We start from the raw sequence: 16,159 nt of genomic DNA, 5'->3' as shown, positions 1-16,159 counted from the left end.
GGGCTTAGTACGTTCAAATTGTGACTTTGCCACTGTCTTCTTCCTCTAATCAAAAATTCAATTAACGGCAGTGCACACCGACTCAGTCGGCGCCCTTGTTCTTTGCAATCACCTCATCGGCGACATTTTTCGGAGCTTCCGCATAACGCGCAAACTCCATAGTGAAGGTCGCACGACCCTGGCTGGCAGAGCGCAGGTCAGTGGCATAGCCGAACATTTCAGCCAGCGGCACTTCTGCATTCACCACCTTACCGGACGGATTGTCCTCCATGCCCTGAATCAGGCCACGACGGCGGTTCAGATCGCCCACCACGTCGCCCAGATTCTCTTCAGGCGTCACCACCTCAACCTTCATGACCGGCTCCAGCAGGACGGCACCGCCTTCCTGCGCCAGCTTACGGGTCGCCATGGAAGCTGCAATCTTAAACGCCATCTCGTTAGAGTCAACATCATGATAGGAACCGTCGAACACAGTTGCCTTCAGGCCCAGCAGCGGGAAGCCCGCCAGCACACCATTCTGCATCTGCTCGGCGATACCTTTCTCGATGGCCGGCACGTACTCTTTCGGCACGACACCACCCACAAGCTCGTTGACGAACTCCAGACCTTCGGCGTTATTGTCTTCCGCAGGCTCAAACCGCACCCACACGTGACCGTACTGGCCGCGACCACCGGACTGGCGCACAAACTTGCCTTCAATCTCGGATTTGCGGGTAATACGTTCGCGATAGGCCACCTGCGGCTTACCGATATTGGCCTCGACACTGAATTCGCGACGCATACGGTCAACGATGATGTCGAGGTGCAGCTCACCCATACCGGAGATAATGGTCTGGCCGGTCTCCTCGTCGGTTTTCACCTTGAAGGAGGGGTCTTCCTGGGCCAGCTTGCTCAGCGCGATGCCCATCTTCTCCTGGTCCGCCTGGGTGCGCGGCTCCACAGCAACGGAGATCACCGGCTCAGGGAACTCCATACGCTCCAGAATGATATGGGAGTCTTCGGCACACAGGGTGTCACCGGTGGTGGTGTCCTTGAGGCCGATAGCGGCGGCAATATCACCTGCCAGTACTTCCTTGATCTCCTCGCGGGAGTTGGCGTGCATCTGCACCATACGGCCGATGCGCTCCTTCTTGCCCTTGACGGAGTTGTAGACCGCCATACCGCTCTCCAGCTTGCCGGAGTAAACGCGGAAGAAGGTCAGCGTGCCCACATAGGGGTCGGTGGCGATCTTGAAAGCCAGCGCCGAGAACGGCGCATTGTCATCCGCCTCACGGGTGGCGACGGTTTCGCCATCGTCCAGGGTACCCTCGATGGCTTTCACCTCGGTGGGCGACGGCAGGTACTCAACCACAGCATCCAGCATGGCCTGCACACCCTTGTTCTTGAAGGCTGAGCCGCCAATTACCGGGATGATTTCGTTAGCCAGGGTACGCTTGCGAATGGCTGCCTTGATCTCCTCCTCGGAGAGCTCGCCATCCTCGAGATACTTCTCCATCAGCTCTTCGGACGCTTCAGCTGCAGACTCCACCAGGAACTCGCGCATCTCTTCGCATTTGTCCTGCAGGTCTTCCGGGATATCACCGTAGTCGAAGGTCATACCCATGTCGGCTTCGTTCCAGTAGATGGCCTTCATCTTCACCAGATCCACCACACCGCGGAACTCGTCCTCGGAGCCAATAGTCATCTGCAGCGGCACCGGGTTGGCCTTCAGGCGGCTCTTGAGCTGCGCCACCACGGCTTCGAAGCTGGCACCGGTGCGATCCATCTTGTTCACAAACACGATACGCGGCACTTCGTATTTGTTGGCCTGGCGCCAGACAGTCTCGGTCTGGGGCTGCACACCGGAGGAACCACAGAGCACCACCACGGTACCATCCAGCACCCGTAGGGAGCGCTCCACCTCAATGGTGAAATCCACGTGTCCGGGGGTGTCGATAATGTTAATACGGTGCTGGTCAAACTGCTGCTGCATACCGGACCAGAAACAGGTGGTAGCAGCCGAGGTAATGGTGATGCCCCGCTCCTGCTCCTGTTCCATCCAATCCATGGTGGCAGCGCCATCGTGCACCTCGCCGATCTTGTGGGAAAGACCGGTGTAGAAGAGAACGCGCTCGGTGGTGGTGGTCTTGCCGGCATCTACGTGCGCACAAATACCGATGTTGCGGTAACGGGCAATGGGAGTCTTGCGTGCCACGGGACAATCTCCAGTCGTGATGTGAATTGCGGTTGTGTCAGCCCATCAGGGGCGGGCTGCACTGTGGGCGGAAGAGGACCTTCCGCGCCTGCCCCACCAACATTATGGCAGGGCCAGATACGCCAAAGGCAGCGATAAAAGCTGCCTTTGGAGTCGCCTTGTGACGTTCGGGGCGTTTACACGCCCCCGGCCCTGGGGCCGCCACCACCTTAGAAACGGTAGTGAGAGAACGCCTTGTTGGCTTCGGCCATGCGGTGCACGTCTTCGCGCTTCTTAACCGCACCACCTTTGCTCTGCGCTGCGTCCATCAGCTCACCAGCCAGACGCTGTGCCATAGACTTCTCGCCGCGCTTGCGGGAGTACTCTACCAGCCAGCGCATAGCCAGCGCCTGACGACGTGCAGGGCGTACTTCTACAGGCACCTGATAGGTCGCACCACCCACGCGGCGGGATTTTACTTCCACCAGTGGAGCGATCTTTTCCAGAGCGTCGTCGAACAGCTCTACAGGATCCTGCTTGGTTTTGTCGGCAACGATATCCAGGGCACCGTAAACGATGCGCTCAGCGACAGACTTCTTACCGCTGACCATTACCATGTTCATAAATTTTGCTAAGGTCACATTGCCGAACTTGGGATCTGGCAATACTTCGCGCTTAGCAACAACGCGTCTTCTTGGCATTTTGCTCGCCTCTCTTCAGGTTTGTTCTAAGACAACGCTCTCACAACTTCTTCTGCTTTCGCTGATTCACACTATGAGCGCGCTTAGCCTTACTCGGTTCAACCGAAAACGTATGTACTGCGCTACGGCCTAATTACTTAGGACGCTTGGCACCGTACTTGGAGCGGGCCTGACGGCGGGCGCTCACGCCAGAGGTATCGAGGCTACCGCGAACAGTGTGATAACGAACACCTGGCAGGTCTTTTACACGACCGCCACGGATCAATACCACGCTGTGCTCCTGCAGGTTGTGACCTTCACCGCCAATGTAAGAAGTTACTTCAAAGCCACTGGTCAGGCGCACACGGCAAACCTTACGCAGAGCTGAGTTTGGCTTCTTGGGAGTGGTGGTGTACACGCGGGTGCAAACACCACGGCGCTGAGGACACGCTTGCAGAGCGGGAACGTCGCTCTTCTGAACCTTACGTTTTCTAGGCTTACGAACCAATTGGTTGATCGTTGCCATGAAAAATAACTCCAACAATTGTCTTGCCTTGCAAATGGCACAAGGCGATTTAGTTACCTCACCCCGCGATCCTGACACAGGTGCCGGAACCACGGAAATAAGCCCCCAAGGTGATGGGGTCGCGCATTGTACGTTCACTGGCCAGGTGGGTCAAGGTTTTCACCACCCGGATTGACCATGACCAGCGTCTGCTTACGCCTTTCATGCCCCCCGGCCGGGGAGCGACCCCGACAGGGGAATGAGCCTGGGGCAACGGGGCTTTACCCCCGCTGCCCCCTGGCCCTTTACGCAAGAACCCCCATCCTGGGGGGACGGGGGTTCCTGGTTGGCCGCGCCCCCGCCGGGGACGCGACCGGGTCAGACAGAGACTGCCCGCTCCGAAGATCAGCTGGTGCTGGACTTCAGTGCTTCGGTCAGTGCTGCTTCCACTTCGGCTGCGGTTGGACCATCACCCTCGAGGCTCATCTCGGCATTACGCTTGCGACGACGCTCGGCGTGGTAAGCCAGACCGGTACCGGCAGGGATCAGACGACCCACAACGACGTTCTCCTTCAGACCGCGCAGGTTGTCCTGCTTGCCGGTTACGGCAGCTTCGGTCAGTACGCGGGTGGTCTCCTGGAAGGAGGCCGCGGAGATGAAGGATTCGGTCGCCAGGGACGCCTTGGTGATACCCAGCAGCTGACGCTCAAACTGTGCCGGCTGACGGCTCTCAGCGCGCAGTTTTTCGCTCTCTTCCAGTACACGGTTGTATTCCGCCTGCTCGCCCTTAACGAAGGAGGAGTCACCCATGAAGGTAATTTCCACCTTGCGCAGCATCTGGCGAATGATCACCTCGATGTGCTTATCGTTAATTTTTACACCCTGCAGACGGTAAACGTCCTGGATCTCGTTGGTGATGTAGCGGGCCAGCATCTCCACACCCTGCAGGCGCAGGATATCGTGGGGGTTGCTTGGACCGTCGGACACCACTTCACCCTTCTCGACCTGCTCACCTTCGAACACGGTCATAACGCGGTGCTTCGGAATCAGCACTTCGTAATGGGTGGAACCATCCGCCAGAGGCTGGCCGTCGGTGGGGGTAATCACCAGACGACGCTTGCCTTTGGTCTCTTTACCGAAGGAGATGGTACCGGAGATCTCCGCCAGGATAGACGGCTCTTTCGGTTTACGGGCTTCGAACAGGTCAGCAACGCGCGGCAGACCACCGGTAATGTCGCGGGTCTTGGAGCTCTCCTGCGGGATACGGGCAATAATGTCACCCACGCTGATGGTGTCACCATCGGAGATACTCAGGATCGCTTTCGCCGGCAGCATGTAGTGCGCAGGCACGTTGGTGTTGGCCAGGCACAGCTCGTTACCCGCTTCATCCACCAGGGTAATGGCAGGCTTCAGGTCCTTACCAGCAGCAGGACGCTCTGTCGGATCCAGCACCTCAATAGAGGTCAGGCCGGTCAGCTCATCTGTCTGGCGACGGATGGAGAGACCGTCTTCCATACCGGCAAATACCACTTTACCCGCCACTTCGGTAACGATTGGGTGGGTGTGCGGATCCCATTTGGCAACGGTCTGGCCGCCATCCACCTTGTCACCGTCCTTGACGGTGATTTCCGCACCGTAAGGCACCTTGTAACGCTCACGCTCACGACCGTTCATGTCGGCCACGGCCAGCTCACCGGAGCGGGATACCGCCACCAGGTTGCCAGCGGCGTTCTCAACCACCTTGATGTTGAGCAGGCGAACCACACCTTCCTGCTTAACCTGTACGCTGTCCACGGCAGAGGCCCGGGAGGCCGCACCACCGATGTGGAAGGTACGCATGGTCAGCTGGGTACCCGGCTCACCAATGGACTGGGCAGCGATAACACCGACCGCTTCACCCGGGTTAACCCGGTGACCGCGGGCCAGGTCACGACCGTAACACTGGGCACAGATGCCGTAGCGGGTTTCACAGGTAATGGGTGAACGCACCATTACCTCGTCGATACCCATCTCTTCGATACGCTCAATCCACTTCTCGTCGATCATGGTACCGGCAGAGATCAGGATCTCGTCGCTGCCAGGGCGGGTCACATCGCGGGCCACAACACGGCCGAGGATACGATCACCCAGGGATTCGATAACGTCACCACCCTCAATCACCGGCGCCATGGTCAGACCTTCGTCGGTGCCACAGTCGATTTCGGTGACTACCACGTCCTGCGCCACGTCTACCAGACGACGGGTCAGGTAACCGGAGTTCGCGGTTTTCAGTGCGGTATCCGCCAGACCCTTACGGGCACCGTGGGTAGAAATAAAGTACTGACCTACGTTCAGACCTTCACGGAAGTTGGCGGTAATTGGCGTTTCAATAATGGAGCCATCCGGCTTCGCCATCAGACCACGCATACCGGCCAGCTGACGGATCTGGGCGGGGGAACCACGGGCACCGGAGTCGGCGTACATATAGACGGAGTTGAAAGAGGCCTGCTCTTCTTCTTCGCCATCGCGGTTAACCACGGTCTCCTTGGAGATGCCTTCCATCATGGACTTGGCCACCAGGTCGTTGGCGCGGGACCAGATGTCGATCACCTTGTTGTACTTCTCGCCCTGGGTTACCAGACCGGAAGCAAACTGGGCTTCAATCTCTTTTACTTCTTCCTCGGCCGCAGACACCAGGGTGTGCTTCTCGGCGGGGATTTCGAAGTCGTTTACACCAATGGAAGAACCGGACTTGGTGGAGTACTCGTAACCCATGTACATCAGACGGTCGGCGAAAATAACAGTCGCCTTCAGACCCACCACGCGGTAGCAGTAGTTGATCACACCGGAGATGGCCTTCTTCACCATGTTGCGGTTAACCAGCTCGAACGGCATACCCTTGGGCACGATTTCCCACAGCAGGATACGACCGACGGTGGTATCGATCACGTAGCGGCGGTCTTCGGACTCACCGTCTTCACCGATGACGGTCTCTTCGATACGCACCTTGACGCGCGCCTGCAGGTCAACCTGCTTGGCGTGATAGGCACGGGACACCTCTTTGGCGTCCGCAAATACCATACCTTCACCGCGGGCGTTAACGCGCTCACGGGTCATCCAGTAGAGACCCAGTACCACGTCCTGGGAAGGCACGATGATAGGCTCACCGGAGGCGGGCGAGAGGATGTTGTTGGTGGACATCATCAGCGCACGGGCTTCCAGCTGGGCTTCCAGGGTCAGGGGTACGTGTACCGCCATCTGGTCACCGTCGAAGTCGGCGTTGTAGGCCGCACACACCAGCGGGTGCAGCTGGATTGCCTTACCTTCAATCAGCACAGGCTCGAACGCCTGGATACCGAGACGGTGCAGGGTGGGTGCACGGTTCAGCATCACCGGGTGTTCGCGAATCACTTCGTCAAGGATGTCCCAAACGATCGCTTCTTCACGCTCCACCATCTTCTTGGCAGCTTTGATGGTAGTGGCCAGGCCACGCAGTTCCAGCTTGGAGAAGATGAACGGCTTGAACAGCTCCAGCGCCATTTTCTTCGGCAGACCACACTGGTGCAGCTTCAGGGTAGGACCAACCACGATCACGGAACGACCGGAGTAGTCCACACGCTTACCCAGCAGGTTCTGACGGAAACGACCCTGCTTACCTTTGATCATGTCAGCCAGGGACTTCAGCGGACGCTTGTTGGAGCCGGTGATGGCACGGCCACGACGACCGTTATCCAGCAGCGCATCCACAGCTTCCTGCAGCATGCGCTTTTCGTTGCGCACGATGATGTCAGGGGCGTTCAGATCCAGCAGGCGCTTGAGACGATTGTTACGGTTGATCACGCGACGGTAGAGATCGTTGAGATCGGAAGTCGCGAAACGGCCACCGTCCAGCGGTACCAGCGGACGCAGATCCGGCGGCAGCACAGGCAGGGCTTCCATCACCATCCACTCTGGCTTGTTGCCGGAGGTCTGGAAGGCTTCCAGCAGCTTCAGGCGCTTGGACAGCTTCTTGATCTTGGTCTCGGAGTTGGTGCTCGGAATCTCTTCACGCAGCTGCTGGATTTCGCCTTCCAGGTCGATGTCACGCATCAGTTCCTGGATTGCCTCAGCACCCATTTTCGCTTCGAACTCGTCACCAAACTCTTCCATGGCCTCGAAGTACTGATCATCGGTCAGCAGCTGGCCACGCTCAAGGGTGGTCATACCGGGATCGGTAACCACATAGGATTCAAAGTAGAGCACGCGCTCGATGTTGCGCAGGGTCATGTCCAGCAGCAGGCCCATACGGCTTGGCAGGGACTTGAGGAACCAGATGTGCGCAACGGGGCTGGCCAGCTCGATGTGGCCCATACGCTCACGACGCACCTTGGAGAGAGTGACTTCAACGCCACACTTCTCACAGATAATACCGCGGTGCTTCATGCGCTTGTACTTGCCGCACAGACACTCGTAATCTTTTACCGGGCCAAAGATCTTGGCACAGAAGAGACCTTCACGCTCGGGCTTGAAGGTTCTGTAGTTGATGGTTTCCGGCTTCTTCACTTCACCGAAAGACCATGAACGAATCATCTCTGGCGACGCCAGTGAAATGCGAATCGCATCAAACTCTTCAGTTTGGCCCTGGGACTTCAGCAAATTAAGTAAGTCTTTCAAGGGACTGTCTCCAGTTATCTCCGGACCCAGGCTCAATGCCTGGCCCTGTTTTACAATTCGTCCTGCTCAGTAGCTCATTCAGCTGAGGCTACCCGCCCGCAGGAGTTCCCGGCTGCTGCGGGGCACCCGCCCCGCAGCGCGACTGACATCAGTTGTCAGTTTCCAACTCGATATTGATACCGAGGGAGCGAATCTCTTTAACCAGTACGTTAAAGGACTCTGGCATGCCAGGCTCCATGCGGTGATCGCCGTCGACGATGTTTTTGTACATCTTGGTACGACCGGTAACGTCGTCCGATTTCACAGTCAGCATCTCCTGCAGAGTGTAGGCGGCACCGTATGCTTCCAGTGCCCACACCTCCATCTCACCGAAGCGCTGGCCACCGAACTGGGCTTTACCACCCAGTGGCTGCTGGGTAACCAGACTGTAAGAACCGGTTGAACGGGCGTGCATCTTGTCGTCCACCAGGTGGTTCAGTTTCAGCATGTACATGTAGCCGACCGTGGTCTGACGCTGGAAAGCGTCGCCGGTACGACCGTCGTACAACTGTACCTGACCGGTATCGGAGAGGTCAGCCAGACGCAGCAGATCCTTGATCTCGGCCTCTTTCGCACCGTCGAATACGGCAGTGGCCATCGGCACACCGTCAGACAGGTTGCTCGCGAGCTCAAGAATTTCGGCGTCGCTGAAGCTGGCCAGATCTTCTTTGTCCTTGGCTACACCGGTCTTGTTGTAGATCGCTTCCAGGAAGTCGCGAACCTCAGCCACCTTGCGCTGCTCCTGCAGCATGGTGTTGATCTTGTCGCCCAGACCCTTGGCGGCCATACCCAGGTGCATTTCCAGCACCTGACCCACGTTCATACGTGACGGTACACCCAGTGGGTTGAGAACGATGTCCACCGGCTCACCATTGGCGTCGTGCGGCATGTCCTCGATGGGCATGATCACAGAGATAACACCCTTGTTACCGTGACGACCGGCCATCTTGTCACCAGGCTGGATACGACGCTTGATGGCCAGGTAGACCTTGACGATCTTCAGTACGCCCGGAGCCAGGTCGTCACCGGTGGAGAGCTTGCGCTTCTTGTCTTCGAAACGCTCGTCGAGGATCTTGCGACGCTCGATCAGCTGCTCTTCAGCGCGGTCCAGCTGCTCGTTCAGGGCCTCATCGGCCATGCGCAGCTTGAACACCTGCTCCTTGTCCATGCCTTCCAGCACTTCGACAGAGAGGACATCACCTTTCTTCACGCCCTTACCGCTGGCGACCTTCTGGCCATCCAGGGCTTTGTAGAGACGCTCGAAAGTCGCGGCTTCAACAATGCGGTACTCTTCGTTCAGGTCCTTGCGAATGGCGTCCAGCTGACCCTTTTCGATCTCCATGGAGCGCTGGTCTTTTTCCAGACCGTCGCGGGTGAAGACCTGCACGTCGATCACAGTACCACGGGTGGAGGTCGGCACACGCAGGGAAGTGTCCTTAACGTCGGACGCCTTCTCACCGAAGATGGCGCGCAGCAGTTTCTCTTCCGGGGTCAGCTGGGTTTCGCCTTTTGGCGTCACCTTGCCCACCAGAATGTCGCCAGGGCCCACTTCCGCACCGATGTACACGATGCCGGACTCGTCCAGTTTGGCCAGCGCGCTCTCGCCCACGTTGGGGATGTCAGCGGAGATCTCTTCACTGCCCAGTTTGGTGTCACGGGCAATACAGGTCAGCTCCTGGATGTGAATGGTGGTGAAGCGGTCTTCCTGTACAACTCGCTCGGACACCAGGATGGAGTCCTCGAAGTTGTAACCGTTCCAGGGCATGAACGCGATGCGCATGTTCTGGCCCAGGGCCAGTTCACCCAGGTCTACGGAAGGACCGTCGGCGAGGATGTCTCCGCGCTCGATCACGTCACCAGTGGTCACAATCGGACGCTGGTTGATACAGGTGTTCTGGTTGGAACGGGTGTACTTGGTGAGGTTGTAGATATCCACACCAGCATCACCGGCTTCAGTCTCTTCGTCGTGTGCCTTGATCACGATACGGGCAGCGTCAACACGCTCAACCACACCACCGCGCTTGGCAACCACACAAACACCGGAGTCAGAAGCAACGTTGCGCTCCATGCCGGTACCTACGAGAGGCTTCTGGGCCTTCAGGGTAGGTACAGCCTGACGCTGCATATTCGATCCCATCAAGGCGCGGTTGGCGTCATCGTGTTCCAGGAATGGAATCAGGGACGCAGCAACGGAAACCACCTGCCGTGGAGAGACGTCCATGTACTGGACTTCGTCGGCGGTCTTGAAGGTAAATTCACCCATGTGACGCACGGACACCAGGTCTTCCACCAGACGATTGTTGTCGTCCAGTTTGGCAGACGCCTGGGCAATGATGTAGCCCGCTTCGTTGATGGCAGACAGGTACTCGATCTCGTCAGTCGCCACACCGTCGATCACCTTGCGGTACGGTGCCTCCAGGAAGCCGTAGCTGTTGGTGCGCGAGTAGGTCGCCAAAGAGTTGATCAGACCGATGTTCGGGCCTTCCGGAGTCTCAATGGGACATACACGACCGTAGTGAGTCGGGTGCACGTCGCGCACCTCAAAGCCGGCACGCTCACGGGTCAGACCGCCCGGGCCCAACGCCGATACACGACGCTTGTGAGTTACTTCGGACAGCGGGTTGTTCTGGTCCATAAACTGGGACAACTGGGAAGAGCCAAAGAACTCTTTCACAGCAGCAGCAACCGGCTTGGCGTTGATCAGATCCTGCGGCATCAGGCCTTCGCTTTCCGCCATGGAAAGACGCTCTTTGACCGCACGCTCAACGCGCACCAGGCCAACGCGGAACTGGTTCTCGGCCATCTCGCCCACGGAACGTACACGACGGTTACCCAGGTGATCGATATCATCCACGTAACCTTTACCGTTACGGATATCCACCAGGGTCTTCAGTACGTCAACGATGTCCTCTTTGGACAGAGTGCCTTCGCCGGTGTCCTCACCACGCTCCAGACGACGATTGAACTTCATGCGGCCTACGCCGGACAGGTCGTAACGCTCCTGGCTGAAGAACAGGTTCTGGAACAGCGCTTCGGCAGACTCCTTGGTTGGCGGCTCGCCGGGACGCATCATGCGGTAGATCTCTACCAGTGCTTCCAGCTCGCTGCGGGTGGGGTCGATGCGCAGGGTTTCGGAAACGAACGGACCACAATCCAGTTCGTTGGTGTAGAGGGTTTCCAGAGTGTCCAGGCCCATGGCCTCAACCTTGTCCAGAACCTCTTCGGTAATCTCGGTATTACACTCGTAGGCCAGCTCACCGGTGGCCTCGTCGATCAGGTCCTTGGCCAGGCTGCGGCCCAGCAGGTACTCACGCGGTACCACCATCTCGCTGACTTTGGCTTTTTCCAGCTGGCGGATGTGACGGGCGGTAATACGACGACCTTCTTCAACAACAACGTTGCCCTTGTTGTCGGTCATGTCAAAGGTGGCCACGTCACCACGCAGACGGGCTGGCACCACTTCGAACTTGTACTCACCGTCAGTGATGCGGAAAGTACTGGTATCGAAGAACATGTCCAGCATCTGCTCGGAGGTGTAACCCAGGGCGCGCAGCAGGATGGACGCAGGCAGCTTGCGACGACGGTCGATACGTACGTAAACCAGATCCTTCGGATCGAATTCAAAATCCAGCCAGGAACCGCGGTAAGGAATAATACGCGCGGAATACAGCAGCTTGCCGGAAGAGTGAGTTTTGCCTTTATCGTGATCAAAAAATACGCCGGGCGAGCGGTGCAGCTGGGAAACGATCACACGCTCGGTACCGTTGATAACGAAAGTACCGTTATCAGTCATGAGCGGAATTTCGCCCATGTACACTTCTTGTTCTTTAATGTCCTTGATGCTTTTGTTCGCTGACTCTTTATCGTAGATGATCAGCCGAACGCGCACCCGCAGTGGCACCGCATAGGTAACGCCACGCAGAATACATTCGTTAACATCGAAAGCAGCTTTGCCCAGGGTGTAGCTTACATATTCAAGGGCAGCGCTTCCGGAATAACTGACAATCGGAAACACAGATTTGAAAGCGGCATGGAGACCGACGTCCAGGCGAGCCTCAGGCGATGCATCGGCCTGAGTAAACTTGCGATATGAGTCCAACTGTATCGCCAGGAGGAACGGGACATCCATGACGTGCGGCAACTTGCCGAAATCCTTGCGGATACGTTTTTTCTCAGTATATGAGTAAGCCATCAGTATTCCCCAGCTTGTTCACGGATAAGGCTTCATCTCACCACGGCCCAAGCAACCGCGGTAACAAAGGGCGCAGTCTGCGCCAACCGGCTAAACCGGTCCTTGCAAGTACTGCTTTGGCCTTCAGGATTCCCTCGAACATCAGAGAGGCCTGCATCTCGCCGTTGGCCACAAACGGCAAAAAGGCCGGCGGGTATTTCACCCGCCAGCCCTCAAGTCAGACAACAAAAATCGATGGCTGACTTAATTTTTGTAGAGCAGCGATTACTTCAGCTCTACAACAGCGCCAGCTTCTTCCAGTTGCTTCTTGGCGTCTTCGGCGGCGTCTTTGGCAGCACCTTCCAGAACAACAGCTGGAGTGGCTTCAGACATAGCCTTGGCTTCTTTCAGGCCCAGACCAGTGATAGCGCGGATCGCCTTGATCACGTTCACTTTCTTGTCGCCAGCAGAGGAGATTACAACGTCAAAGTTGGTCTTCTCTTCAGCAGCAGCGCCACCAGCGTCGCCACCAGCTACAGCTACAGCAGCTACAGCAGCAGTTACACCGAACTTCTCTTCCATAGCTTCGATCAGCTCAACAACATCCTTAACAGACATTTCAGCGATCGCATTGATGATATCTTCTTTAGTCAGAGACATGAGTCTATTCCTACAATTGCTTGAGCAGTTCCCGGCCAACACGACCAGTGCTCGTTAAACGATTTAAAAAGTGCTTTCCCGCAAACGGAATTAAGCAGCTTCCTGTTCTTTTTGGTCGCGAATGGCCGCAATAGTGCGAACCAGTTTGCCAGCAGCGGCTTCTTTCATCACGCTCATCAGCTTGGCGATTGCTTCGTCGTAAGTTGGCAGGCTTGCCAACAGACTGATATCAACCACAGAGCCTTCGAAGGCAGCTACTTTCAACTCAAACTTGTCATTGCCCTTGGCGAAATCCTTGAAGATGCGCGCACCGGCGCCAGGATGTTCGGTAGAGAATGCGATCAGAGTTGGACCTACGAAAGCGTCAGTCAGACACTCGTAGTCAGTACCTTCTACTGCGCGACGCGCCAGAGTGTTACGAACGACTTTTACCCAAACGCCGTTTGCACGAGCCTCTTTGCGCAGAGCGGTCATGGCAGATACAGATACACCACGTGCATCGGCAACTACCGCAGACAGAGCGCTCTTAGCAGCTTCCTGGACTTCAGCGACAATCGCTTTTTTGTCTTCGAGTCCTAATGCCACAAGATTTCTCCTGGATTTGATTAGCTCAACTCTTGAGTAAGCAATAACTTACCGCGAGGAGCGCCAATCGTTACGTCAGTCCTTTGGCTTCAATAATGAAACCGCCGGACGGTTCTCGGTGATCAAATCCAGCGGCAGAGCACAGCGAACCATGCGCTGCCTGAAACTGAATTGGGTGTCACCGTCTGCGCAGGACATTAAGAGCCAAACACTCGCCACTGATAACCAGCAACTCGCTGCTTAAGCTCACCTGCGGTCTTTGACGGCCTGGCGCAACCGTAATCGCGCCAGACCCCAAAGTACGTTAACAGCCGGGATCAGATGTCCAGGCTGCCTTGATCCAATACCAGACCAGGACCCATGGTGGTGCTCAGAGAAATCTTCTTGAGGTACACACCTTTGGCAGAAGCAGGCTTGGCCTTCTTCAGGTCGCCAACCAGGGCTTCCAGGTTCTCTTTCAGAGACTTGGTATCAAAAGTCAGTTTGCCGATGGCGCCGTGAATGATGCCGCCCTTGTCAGCGCGGTAACGCACCTGACCAGCCTTGGCATTCTTAACTGCGGTAGCAACGTCCGGAGTTACAGTGCCAGTCTTGGGGTTTGGCATCAGGCCACGTGGACCGAGGATCTGACCCAGTTGACCCACAACGCGCATGGCGGCAGGGTCGGCGATCACAACATCGAAATCCATGTTGCCGGCTTTAACCTGCTCAGCCAGGTCTTCCATACCAACGATGTCAGCACCGGCTTCTTTAGCAGCTTCAGCAGCAGCACCCTGGGTAAATACAGCTACACGCACGTCTTTACCGGAACCGTTTGGCAGGGTGGTAGCACCACGAACAGCCTGGTCGGATTTACGTGGGTCGATACCCAGGTTGATGGCCACATCAACAGTCTCACCGAACTTAACAGCGGACAGCTCTTTCAGCAGGGCCACTGCGTCGTCAATGCTGTACTGCTTGGCGCGGTCGATTTTTTCGCGAATTGCGCGCTGACGCTTGGACAACTTAGCCATTACACAACTCCTTCAGTTTCGAGACCCATGGCACGTGCGGAACCAGCAATGGTACGCACCGCTGCATCCATATCGGCTGCAGTCAGGTCAGGCATTTTAGCAGTAGCAATCTCTTCCAGCTGAGCGCGGGAAACCTTGCCCACTTTCTGGGTATTCGGACGGCCGGAACCGCTCTTGATACCAGCAGCCTTCTTCAGCAGGAAAGAGGCAGGAGGAGTCTTCATGGTGAAGGTAAAGCTGCGGTCACCGTATACGGAGATCACAACAGGAACAGGAGAACCTGCTTCCATACCTTGGGTCTGGGCGTTAAACGCTTTACAGAATTCCATGATGTTCACACCCTTCTGGCCCAGGGCTGGACCTACGGGTGGACTTGGGTTGGCCTGACCGGCAGGCACTTGCAGCTTAATATAAGCTTCAACTTTCTTGGCCATAGTTAATACTCCCAACGTTGGGTGTTAGCGCCTCGAGCCAGCTGTGGCGCAGCTGACCGTCTCCGGCTCCCCTGTCCCGCCCATGCAAAATGAACGGAGACGCGAAAACCCTCCCCCGCTTGCGCAGAGGAGGGCCGAAAATCCTTTGGCTTTCTGTCAGGCCTTTTCGACCTGACTGAACTCCAACTCAACCGGGGTTGAGCGACCGAAGATCAACACTGCAACCTGCAGCTTGCTCTTCTCGTAATTCACTTCTTCAACGACACCATTAAAGTCGTTGAACGGACCATCAATAACCCGCACCATTTCGCCGGGTTCAAAGATGGTTTTGGGCTTGGGCTTGTCAACCGAGTCATCCACACGCTGCAGAATCGCGTTGGCTTCTTTCTCGGTAATTGGAGCCGGCTTGTCCGCCTTGCCACCAATGAACCCCATTACCCGAGGAGTCTCTTTCACCAGATGCCATGTTTCATCGGTGAGCTCCATCTGTACCAGCACATAGCCGGGGAAAAACTTGCGCTCGGACTTACGCTTCTGCCCGCCGCGCATCTCTACCACTTCTTCGGTCGGCACCAGGATGTCACCAAACAGATCCTGCATACCCGCCAGCTCGACGCGTTCCTTCAGCGCTGCAGCCACTTTCTTCTCGTAGCCCGAGTACGCGTGCACCACATACCAGCGTTTAGCCATGCGTCACCTCTAACCGATGATCTGGGAAGCTGCCCAACCGAGGAAGGTATCCAGCAGCCACAGCACGATTGACATCACAACAACGACGGCAACCACGATCAGCGTGGTCTGATTTACTTCCTGGCGGGACGGCCAGACTACACGACGAAATTCCGCCTGCGCTTCGCGCAGCAGCGACCAGAACGCCATGCCTTTTGCGGTATTCACCGCAACAAATGCTGCCACTGCACCCACAGCCACCATGGCCAGGACGCGGTACAGCACAGCCACTTCAGCAAAATAGGAGTTACCTACAACGCCTGCAGCCACCAGCAATACCACCAACAGCCACTTCAGGCCATCGAGGCGAAATTCCTTGGTGTCAGCTTTCGCATTCATGCGGCGTGCAACCTCAAACTCGGTTATTTTGGGAAAGTGGCAGGCCAGGAGGGACTCGAACCCCCAACTTTCGGTTTTGGAGACCGATGCTCTACCAATTGAACTACTGGCCTTTAAATCTTGCTCTTAATGAAAGGCGCAAGTGCCGAAGCACTCGCGCCCCCATACGAGCTTTGCGGATTATCGATTACTCGATGAT

General features: G+C 56.7%; 11 protein-coding genes and 1 tRNA gene. All 12 read right to left on the bottom strand.

Features of this window, described 5'->3' with window-relative positions:
• Positions 1-82: 82 nt before the first annotated feature.
• The 12 genes from fusA to GSF27_RS17510 all read right to left on the bottom strand — a co-directional run bounded on the left by fusA (position 83) and on the right by GSF27_RS17510 (position 16,073).
• A complete protein-coding gene (gene fusA / locus GSF27_RS17565; RefSeq protein ID WP_160971378.1) occupies positions 83-2,194 on the bottom strand; it encodes an elongation factor G in 2,112 nt (703 codons plus the stop codon).
• Positions 2,195-2,403: 209 nt separating this feature from the next.
• Entirely contained in the window at positions 2,404-2,874 is a 471-nt protein-coding gene (gene rpsG / locus GSF27_RS17560) for a 30S ribosomal protein S7 (protein WP_160971377.1), read from the bottom strand.
• Between the two features lie 133 nt (positions 2,875-3,007).
• Entirely contained in the window at positions 3,008-3,379 is a 372-nt protein-coding gene (gene rpsL / locus GSF27_RS17555) for a 30S ribosomal protein S12 (protein WP_160971376.1), read from the bottom strand.
• 384 nt (positions 3,380-3,763) lie between these two features.
• Positions 3,764-7,990, bottom strand: coding sequence for a DNA-directed RNA polymerase subunit beta' (rpoC, locus tag GSF27_RS17550; protein ID WP_160971375.1), 4,227 nt, complete (start codon positions 7,988-7,990; stop codon positions 3,764-3,766).
• Positions 7,991-8,138: 148 nt separating this feature from the next.
• The gene (gene rpoB / locus GSF27_RS17545; protein WP_160971374.1) at positions 8,139-12,221 is read right to left on the bottom strand and encodes a DNA-directed RNA polymerase subunit beta; all 4,083 of its coding nucleotides are present in this window, start codon (positions 12,219-12,221) and stop codon (positions 8,139-8,141) included.
• A 264-nt stretch (positions 12,222-12,485) separates the two neighbouring features.
• On the bottom strand, positions 12,486-12,860 hold the full coding sequence (gene rplL, locus GSF27_RS17540; RefSeq protein ID WP_160971373.1) for a 50S ribosomal protein L7/L12: 375 nt from the start codon (positions 12,858-12,860) through the stop codon (positions 12,486-12,488).
• A 90-nt stretch (positions 12,861-12,950) separates the two neighbouring features.
• A complete protein-coding gene (rplJ, locus tag GSF27_RS17535; protein ID WP_160971372.1) occupies positions 12,951-13,445 on the bottom strand; it encodes a 50S ribosomal protein L10 in 495 nt (164 codons plus the stop codon).
• A gap of 317 nt (positions 13,446-13,762) precedes the next feature.
• Complete coding sequence (gene rplA / locus GSF27_RS17530) at positions 13,763-14,458, bottom strand: 50S ribosomal protein L1 (RefSeq protein ID WP_160971371.1); 696 nt, start codon at positions 14,456-14,458, stop codon at positions 13,763-13,765.
• The gene (gene rplK / locus GSF27_RS17525) at positions 14,458-14,892 is read right to left on the bottom strand and encodes a 50S ribosomal protein L11 (RefSeq protein WP_160971370.1); all 435 of its coding nucleotides are present in this window, start codon (positions 14,890-14,892) and stop codon (positions 14,458-14,460) included. The genes rplA and rplK overlap by 1 nt, the downstream gene beginning before the upstream one ends.
• 156 nt (positions 14,893-15,048) lie before the next feature.
• Entirely contained in the window at positions 15,049-15,582 is a 534-nt protein-coding gene (gene nusG / locus GSF27_RS17520) for a transcription termination/antitermination protein NusG (protein ID WP_160971369.1), read from the bottom strand.
• A 9-nt stretch (positions 15,583-15,591) separates the two neighbouring features.
• Positions 15,592-15,960: a preprotein translocase subunit SecE gene (gene secE / locus GSF27_RS17515; RefSeq protein WP_160971368.1), complete on the bottom strand. Its 369-nt coding sequence runs from the start codon at positions 15,958-15,960 to the stop codon at positions 15,592-15,594.
• 37 nt (positions 15,961-15,997) lie between these two features.
• Positions 15,998-16,073, bottom strand: a tRNA-Trp gene (locus tag GSF27_RS17510).
• Positions 16,074-16,159 lie beyond the last annotated feature (86 nt).

The organism is Pseudomaricurvus sp. HS19 (genome assembly GCF_009857815.1).
In the GTDB taxonomy this organism is placed as follows: domain Bacteria; phylum Pseudomonadota; class Gammaproteobacteria; order Pseudomonadales; family Cellvibrionaceae; genus Pseudomaricurvus.
The sequence above is the reverse complement of the archived record's forward strand: the minus strand, read 5'-3'. Positions and strand labels throughout refer to the sequence as shown.

Coding starts and splice junctions, on each gene's coding strand:
- rplL (WP_160971373.1), bottom strand. CDS start 12,860: ATGTCTCTGACTAAAGAAGATATCATCAATGCGATCGCTGAAATGTCT.
- secE (WP_160971368.1), bottom strand. CDS start 15,960: ATGAATGCGAAAGCTGACACCAAGGAATTTCGCCTCGATGGCCTGAAG.
- rpsG (WP_160971377.1), bottom strand. CDS start 2,874: ATGCCAAGAAGACGCGTTGTTGCTAAGCGCGAAGTATTGCCAGATCCC.
- rplA (WP_160971371.1), bottom strand. CDS start 14,458: ATGGCTAAGTTGTCCAAGCGTCAGCGCGCAATTCGCGAAAAAATCGAC.
- nusG (WP_160971369.1), bottom strand. CDS start 15,582: ATGGCTAAACGCTGGTATGTGGTGCACGCGTACTCGGGCTACGAGAAG.
- rpsL (WP_160971376.1), bottom strand. CDS start 3,379: ATGGCAACGATCAACCAATTGGTTCGTAAGCCTAGAAAACGTAAGGTT.
- rplK (WP_160971370.1), bottom strand. CDS start 14,892: ATGGCCAAGAAAGTTGAAGCTTATATTAAGCTGCAAGTGCCTGCCGGT.
- rpoB (WP_160971374.1), bottom strand. CDS start 12,221: ATGGCTTACTCATATACTGAGAAAAAACGTATCCGCAAGGATTTCGGC.